Origin of the sequence: uncultured Methanobrevibacter sp. (assembly GCF_902764455.1) — an archaeon.
Taxonomy (GTDB): domain Archaea; phylum Methanobacteriota; class Methanobacteria; order Methanobacteriales; family Methanobacteriaceae; genus Methanocatella.
This window is the reverse complement of sequence record NZ_CACWVY010000066.1, coordinates 1-8,531: the sequence shown is the minus strand read 5'-3', so window position 1 is coordinate 8,531 and position 8,531 is coordinate 1. Positions and strand designations below refer to the sequence as shown.

4 protein-coding genes and 2 pseudogenes are annotated in these 8,531 nt (G+C 25.8%); all 6 read right to left on the bottom strand.

Going from position 1 to position 8,531, the window contains the following annotated elements:
- Positions 1-1,099: 1,099 nt before the first annotated feature.
- Positions 1,100-1,660, bottom strand: coding sequence for a hypothetical protein (locus tag QZU75_RS12410; protein WP_296884131.1), 561 nt, complete (start codon positions 1,658-1,660; stop codon positions 1,100-1,102).
- 235 nt (positions 1,661-1,895) lie between these two features.
- The gene (locus tag QZU75_RS12795) at positions 1,896-2,309 is read right to left on the bottom strand and encodes a transposase (RefSeq protein ID WP_363139657.1); all 414 of its coding nucleotides are present in this window, start codon (positions 2,307-2,309) and stop codon (positions 1,896-1,898) included.
- A 700-nt stretch (positions 2,310-3,009) separates the two neighbouring features.
- Positions 3,010-3,292: pseudogene (locus QZU75_RS12405) on the bottom strand (cupin domain-containing protein); the annotation flags it as partial.
- Positions 3,293-3,365: 73 nt separating this feature from the next.
- Positions 3,366-4,790 (bottom strand): annotated as a pseudogene (locus tag QZU75_RS12820) (transposase).
- A 632-nt stretch (positions 4,791-5,422) separates the two neighbouring features.
- Entirely contained in the window at positions 5,423-6,484 is a 1,062-nt protein-coding gene (locus QZU75_RS12385; protein WP_296884124.1) for a histidinol-phosphate transaminase, read from the bottom strand.
- A 236-nt stretch (positions 6,485-6,720) separates the two neighbouring features.
- Positions 6,721-8,022 carry an adenylyltransferase/cytidyltransferase family protein gene (locus QZU75_RS12380; RefSeq protein WP_296884123.1) on the bottom strand — a complete coding sequence of 434 codons (1,302 nt, stop codon included), beginning with the start codon at positions 8,020-8,022 and terminating at the stop codon, positions 6,721-6,723.
- Positions 8,023-8,531: the final 509 nt, after the last annotated feature.

Sequence of the window (8,531 nt, the reverse complement as noted above, 5' to 3'; positions counted from 1 at the left end):
CCACACGAGGTGTTTTAAAACGAATCTATCGCAGAGATCTAATTTGGAATGACAACCGAAAAAAGGATTTACAAAATCAACAAAGTTTTTGAAAGAGTCTTAATAATGACTCTTTCAAAAACTTAAATGATTTTTAGTAAATCGCATTGTCCTCGTCTCAATATTTTAGGTTTAAATTAATCTTTTTAAAATTCATTTATCTGTTTTAAATAGTTTTTTATGTTTTTTGGGAAGTTTTATTTTATAGTATCCACCAAAATTAATTTTTGTTTTTTCGTCAAAAAATTTTTTAGCCAATTTTTATTATTTTTACCATATTCATCCAAATTTCAATTTATTTTAATTATTATAATTTAATAATTTATTAAATCATTATTAAATTTTATATAGTTTTTATTTTTCTTTTTAATCAATTTTTAGATAGTTGAGTTTATATACTTGACTACATATATATTAAGTATAAATTGATGGAGTGTTGTTTTTTATGGTTAAAAGAAAATTAGATAAAAATCAGCCCAAATTAGTAATTAAGACATTTAATTGAATATTCTAGGCAATCATATTTCTCATTTTGTTGTAGAATTTGTTGAAGAAGTTTTTCCACTTTTAAATATCAAAGAACAAAAGAAAAATCAATACCAAAGATAATTTTGAATATACTTATGAATAAAATGCAAAGAGCAATGAACCAAAAAATGTATAAACAAGAATATAAAGACAAATACACCAAAAAATCAATCGTTAAAGGACCGCTCAAATATTCATTGAACAATTCCAAATAAAAAGAATTAGTCATAGAAGATAAAAACTGAAGAAAGAATAAACTAAACACATTACCATATAATTTAATACGACACACAATAGAAAAGAAACATAAAATACAACAGAACAATTAGAAGATTTCTGCGAAAGTACATCCATCAAAAACCAATTAAAACTCGATGTAACAATACTTAAAAAAAAAATCAACAAGCCAACCAAAATTCAATTTTAGCGAACACAACCACAAAAAAAAACAAAAAATCTGTCAAATTTAATTTGACAGAAAAATTAAAAATATATGTTCAAAACTTTATTAATAAATTCATCCCACAATATATTACATTGTACTGTTAATAGGATTCACTTCAAAATTCTTAAATTTTAAAGTATGCATTTGATGAGGTGTCCAAAATCCGAAATAAACCGTAGAACCATCAACGTTAGAATAATTAACTGTTTTTGTAACATTATTTCCATGAATGACATAATGGTCTGAATAAACATTAATGGAAATATGATACCATTTATTCAATGATCCATTAATCAACTCAAGCCCATTTCCATTTAAATATTCATTATTTGTCTTTTCAAAACTAAAGGGGTAATTATGAACCAGTCCATCAACTTGCAATAAATCAAACTGAACATTAGAATTCACTGGAATTTTGGTTCTTAACCTATCACTATGGTCGGTATCTTTAGAAAATATGGAACAATCAAGTGTACGAGTTAAAGATGATGTGGAAAGGTTAGTTAACTCCCAGATATCATTATGATTATCTGATGTGCCAATATCAAATTTATGTGGGTCTACATAAATATATTGTTCATATGTAAAAAATACCCCACCAACAACTAATATTAATATAATAATTAAAACTAAATACTTCTTTTGCATGAATCACACCACGCATATTTTTAAGATATAATATCTTAATAGTATTTTTGTCGTGCTATTAAAAATACATTACGATTAAGACACTATGCATGAGTACTGTTTTTTAGATTAATAGTAAATTTAAATGATTATTTAATTTTGTATATGCTGAATTTATTAACTGGCAACCATTCCACATGGACATTAATGACTTCAGAATTTTTAACATTTTTTGGCTTTGTAGAAATCCTAATTTTCATTGAATTTGAGTTAATCTGTAACTGTTGTAGATTATGTTTTTGAGTTTTGTTTCTTTGTTTGATAGTTGTAGACTTATGCTTCTGTTTGTTCCGTTGAATATTCTTTTTATTACGCTAAATATTGATTCTACATTGTTTCTTCTTGAGTAGATTTCTTGGTTGAATTTATTTTTGCTTTTTAATCGATAATGTCCTATTTTTGCTCTGGTTTTTAGTGGTATTTGATCTTCTGCTTTTGATTCTTCATTTATGCATTTTCTGATAAGTTCTGTATCGTATGCTCTATCTACTAGGATATATTTTGGATTATATTTCTTTATGTTCCTTATTGCTACAATTGCGAATCGAATATCGAATCTTGGACCTCTTTGAGCTGCGAAATGAAGTATTAATCTGCTGTCAACATCAATTGAAATATGGTTTTTTACATAGCTTTTTCTTTCTTTTCGCTTTATATTGCGTAATATTTGTCTGCATAGTCGTTAGTGAATCCAATTCCATCTAAAGCAATTATTTCACCATTGATTTGATGATTGATTAACATTTGTTTGTTTAAATCTTGCAATATTGATGTTGGTAATCATTGAAAGAATTTCTGGAGCGTTGTGTAATGTGGTACCTTTTTTAAGTGCAAATATTTCTGTATTTTATCAGATAATTCCAACAAATCTATTATTTGTCAGCATGTGCTCCGGGCGTAGATTTTCACTGCTAAAAGTGTGAATAATGAAGTGTAAATCTGAATAAATAATCAACAATTTATTTCAAGAGATTCTGAGTAATAATAAAAATAAAAATAGATTTCTAGAAATTTTTTGCGAAAATCAAATAGGATTTCTACAAAGCCATTTTTTAAAAAAATCTTATCTAAATCACAATTCATGAATAAATTCTAGCATTATTCTGTGATTATGAGGGGCAATATCAATTAAAATAAGATTCTGCATTAAACTAACCACAATATTTCTTTGAACATCCACTTAATTCAAAGAAATTTTTATAATTTTACACAAGATGAGACTTGAATGCATCCCTTTTGATACAAGACCCTATGACCTATTTAGTTTTCATTAATATGCTCCTATTTTTGGATAAATTCATGATTGCTTTTCATCGAGTATAAAAATCCCCCATTCTAATAGTATCATCTAAATAAAGAGTTGAATCTTCATGTAAAACAGTATTTTCAGTTGCAACAATAGAATGCACAACTTTAGGATCTATACGAATACTATCATTTTTTTGAAAAGTACTCTTTATGATCTTCAAACTCAATATAACTCGAACCAGATAAAATATACATAGTCTCATCTTTTTCATCGTGATAATGAAAAGATGATTGGAATCCCTCCTTACTGTATAACTCTTTAGTCAAGTATTTTTCAGTATATATTTATAATAACACTTTTCAATATTAGATTCAGGTGTCCGCCAAAATTGATTTTTGACGGATGTTTAGATATAATTTAAAATATTGTTACATCGAGTTTTAATTGGTGTATTACTGATTCTCGTTCGCAAAAATTTTCTAAATCTTCTTTTAAATTTTTTATTTATTGAGTCATGTTGTATAATCTGATTAGATTGTATGCTAATGCATATAAGTTGAGTTTTTCTTCTGTTCTTATCATTCCGATGACTACTTCTTTTTTATGTTGAACTGTTCTTTTAATATTCCAAATGGTCCTTCAACACTTGATCTTTTGGAGTATTCGTCTTTAAATTCTTGCTTTTCCATTTTTTCATTCATTGCTTTTTGCATTTCTGAACCGTATTCTGTGATGGTTCTGTGTGTTTGTGAACTTGAACAACATTTATTTCGCGCTTTGCAGTTATTACATGCACCGTAATTGTTGTATATTCTTTTTATTTTGCCTGGTTTTTCTGGATCTTTGTGTGGTTCTATGTATTTTCCAAAAAAGTGTAAATAGTTATTTTCTGGACATTTAAATGCATCTAGTTTGTAATCGTATTCGAAAGGGTCTTTGTGGTAGGGATTTGGATTTAATTTTCCGATTTTTTCTTTGGATTGTTTTCTATTTGGTATTAATCCTTCTATTTTTTTATCTGCTAGGTATGACAAGCTTATTTAATTTAAGTATATCGTATCCGCACTTATATATTTTGGAAGGGTTTGTATGTTTTGTATTGCACTTTCTGCAATTGTTGGCAGTTCATAATGGCCAGTAGGGTTTTGTGTGACGTTTATTGCACAAATTAATTTGGTATCGTAATCGACTTCAGATTGAATATTATATGCAATTAAGAAGTTTCCTTTCTTATCTTTCATAAATCTTGCTCCAATGTCGTTTACTGGTATTGTATCTTGTCCTGTGAAAGTAAATTGTGTTTCAATGTAATACAATAGTTCTATTTTATCTTCAACATCAATGTCTTTATTTTCGAGTATATTTTTAGCAGGTTTATGTAGTTTTTCAAGCTTTAGGGTCAATTGAGAGGCCGCTGAAATAATCAAGCAATGTTTGAGTTTCTTTTTTAGTGATGACATTGTTATTAGAATTGTATGCTTATTTGACAGTTCCCTCAACTACAACATGATTAAAATCAGTTAATTTTAAATCTGATGCCTTTTTTAATGTCATTTTCAACAATACTTCAAAATAACATCCATATTCTCTTCTGTACCTTTGTATTGAGTGTTCTGATGGTTTTACTCCATCAGAAACGAATCTATATAGCAATTTTAACATAGAAACAATAGGTAAAGAGTCTCTTCCTTTCTTTTTCTTGGGTTCTTTAATATTCAAAATTGGAAAAACTTCTTCAATAAAATCCGCCACAAAACGAGAAATATGATTTCCAGGAACATCATAACCTAAAGTCCTGATGCCCAATTTACTCTGTTCCTTTGCAAAATTTCTTTTAACCATAAATAACAACACCAAAATAACTAATACCTAATACAAACTATGTACAATTAAGTATATAAACTAAACTATTATAAAAATACTCTAAATTAAATAAAACATTCATAAATTAAATTAATTATTAAATAACTAAATAATTAATTGATAAAATAAAATTAGAAAAAATATAAATTGAATTCATTAAAAATAAGAAAAATTAAGTCAAAAATTTTGACAAAAAATCAAAAAATCAATTTTGGCGAACACCCATTCTTAAAAAAAAATAGTATCAAATAAATTCAGTTAATATATTATTTTAATTTAGAATGTGATTAATTCCTAAAATATACAAAAATAAAAAGTTTTTTTATTGAATTATATTAATTTTAAAGAATTTTTCATCATCTGTCAAAAAGTTAACTAACCGAGTATATTAGAATTTATTAGTTTTTTAATAATGTAATGGATTTTGGTGAAATCCAATTTGATTTTGCAAAAAAATTTTCATAAATTTTACTTTTTCTATTTTACTTTAAATTCATTAAAATAATAGGATAGATTAATAATTAAATTTACAGTTTAAATTTCAGATAACTTAAATAAATCCATTAGGAAAAAGATATTAACAATTTGTTAGGATTATGTGCTCCTACAAACTATAAATCAATATCTTCTAAAGCATCAATGAATTTATCCATCATTTCAATTTCACCAGTAGAGACTCGTAAACAATCACCTAAATTAGGGACATTTTTATAAACCTTAATTAAAATTTTTTTATCTTCTTTCATTTTTTTTACAATACAAGTAGCATCGAGATGTTTTGGTTTAATGAAAACAAAATTACCCTCTTTAGCACTTACAGTATATCCTTTTTCTCGTAAATTATCAATTAAATACTTTTTACCATTTAATTGTTTTTCAACGAGTTGATCAAGCATACCCTCTTTTTCAATAATTGCTTCAGCAAACGCCATTCCAAAAGCATTGACATTATGAGGAGTACATAATTTTTGAACGATTTCAATATCTTTTTTTTGGCCTACAACATATCCCAAACGTGCTCCAGCAAGAGAAAATACTTTAGAAAAAGTCCTTGTTAGTAATACATGCTCATTTTCTAAAGCATAATTTAGAAATGAGTTCGGATAAAAGTAAAAGTAAGCTTCATCTATTAATAAAGTGCATTCATGTTTTTTACAAGCAGTTAATATTTTATCCACATCTTCATAATTATATACATCCCCTACAGGATTATTTGGATTTAAAATGATTACTAAATCAATATCATCATTAATTGAATCAACAATATTATTTACATTCATTTCCAAATTTTCATCATAACAGACATGTACGCTTTCACGACCATACATTTCACAATATACATCATACATCGCGTATGACGGACTAACAGACAATATTTTACCTCCTGGCCGACTATATGCTTGTATAACATACCGAATCCCTTCTGCAGAACCATTTACAAGACAAATATTTTCAACTTCAACACCAATAAATTTGGCTAATTTCGTAGTGAACTCTAATTGCTCAGGATATTTTGCTACAAATTCAGGAGTAACTTTAGAAAGTACTTCATCAATAAAATCCTGAGATAATCCAACTGGATTTTCGTTTAAATCCATACGAAGATACCCTTCACGGGAGTTTTGATCAAAAATTCTAAATAAATTTTTAACATTTTCATTTATATAATACATATTATTTTCCTCCAACACCCATTAACCACTGAAATTTAAATACAAACTTTTCGGTTAATTTTCTTAAATAAAAATACAAATATTTTTCAAGTTTTAAAAACAAATAACTTTTTAGTTTTAATAGATAAAATTCATAACATTTTATTATTACTAAATAATAGATTAAACTATAATAAATTTAATATGAAATTCAAGGACATTACTAAAAATCATGATTAAAAACATTGCAAAAAATATTAATATATTTCATTGCTAACTTGTTCTAAAATTTCAACAATTTTAATTGATTCATCCTCAAAAACCCCCATAGATCTAATATTATTATTAGACAACATACTTAACATAGCTTTTAATAAATATTTAAAACCATTTCCTTCAAAATTTGTGTTATATACTTGAATATCATTTGAGTTAGGAGTATGAAGTTCAAAATTTTTACTCCTCCACCAATCCCCCCTCATGCGAATAGTGCCTTCAGTACCAATAATTTCTAATTGATTATCAACCCTAACTTTATTTCCAACATTAATCGTTGCATAACCTTTTGGATAAGCAAAGTTCATTGTTGCAAATTCTATATTATTTTTATATTTAGTAACTTGATACTCAAATTTTTTATAATCCAACCCCATAACTTTTAACATGACTAAAATACTAGATGTACTTAATTCATAAAATAAATTTGAACGATTAACATCATTTTTTGAAACAGAACAATTAATGCTTAAAATTTCTCCCAAAAATCCTCCTTGTGCCATCCATAACAATTGATTGAAAATATGAATGTAAACCATTTTAATATTTTCTATTAAAATTACATTATTTTCTTTAGCTAACTTGAGTAATAGTTTATATTGTTCGGAATTAAATGTTGCGGGAGGGTCATAAATAACATGTTTTTTAGAGTTTAGTGCACGAATAATATAATCAAATCTTTGTTCGATGGAACATCTGACAAAAATAATATCTGAATATTCAATCAATTGTTCATATGACTCACATATATTCTCAACATGATATTTTTCTTGAAAATTATCTAAAATTTTTTCATCTTTGCAGAATATGTTTTTGACACAAAAATTATTAACCAATTTTGATTCATTAGTTAATTGATTATCATCTGAATCAAAAACAATCCCAATATTATACTGATCAAATCTATCTTCCCTAATTTGAGTACTGGAAATACCCTTTGTTCTTTCTAAATACACTACATTACAATAACGGGACAAATGGTCAAATTTTCCTTTCCAATCATCACCGATTACAAAAGAATCTATATCATATTTGATAATATCTCCAATTTTCTGACCAATATATTCTTCAACAATTATCTCATCTGCAAAACCAGTATTTTTAACATTTTCAATTCTAGTCGCTAATGAATCATGAACATTCAATTTTCCACGCCCAATATCATAAGTTTCACCAGTAACCCCTACAATCAAATAATCTCCATATTTCTTAGCCCTTTTTAAAATATTATAGTGGCCTTTATGAAAGAGGTCAAATGTTCCATAAGTGATTACTCTTTTCATAAAACCATCCCCATACATTCTTGAACATTATATTTTGAACCAATATAACTCATTTTAATTTTCATTACCATTCCTCAAAAACATGATTAATTAATATTAATTAAATAATTTTCCTAAAAACTCTTATATATTTCAAGTGATTACATACAATACAATATGCATCTTATTTAAATATTAATTATACCAGATTATTAAAATTAACTATTAACTAATTAACGACTATTAGTAACATATAAAATCTGCTAATAAATAACATTTATATTATTATTTATTTCAAAAATTAACTACTTTAAATAGAACATATTTTTCAAAAATATATCTACTTCATACATTATTATCTTTTAACTTATTAGTAATCATTTTTAAAGAAATTTTTAGAAACTGAAAACATTAACTAATTTAATATTAAAGACTCTTTCAAAAACTTTGTTGATTTGAAATTTTTTGATGAAAATTAGTATTGAATTTTTATTTTTGTTTAAAAATAGTTAAATTTAATAAATAGTGGA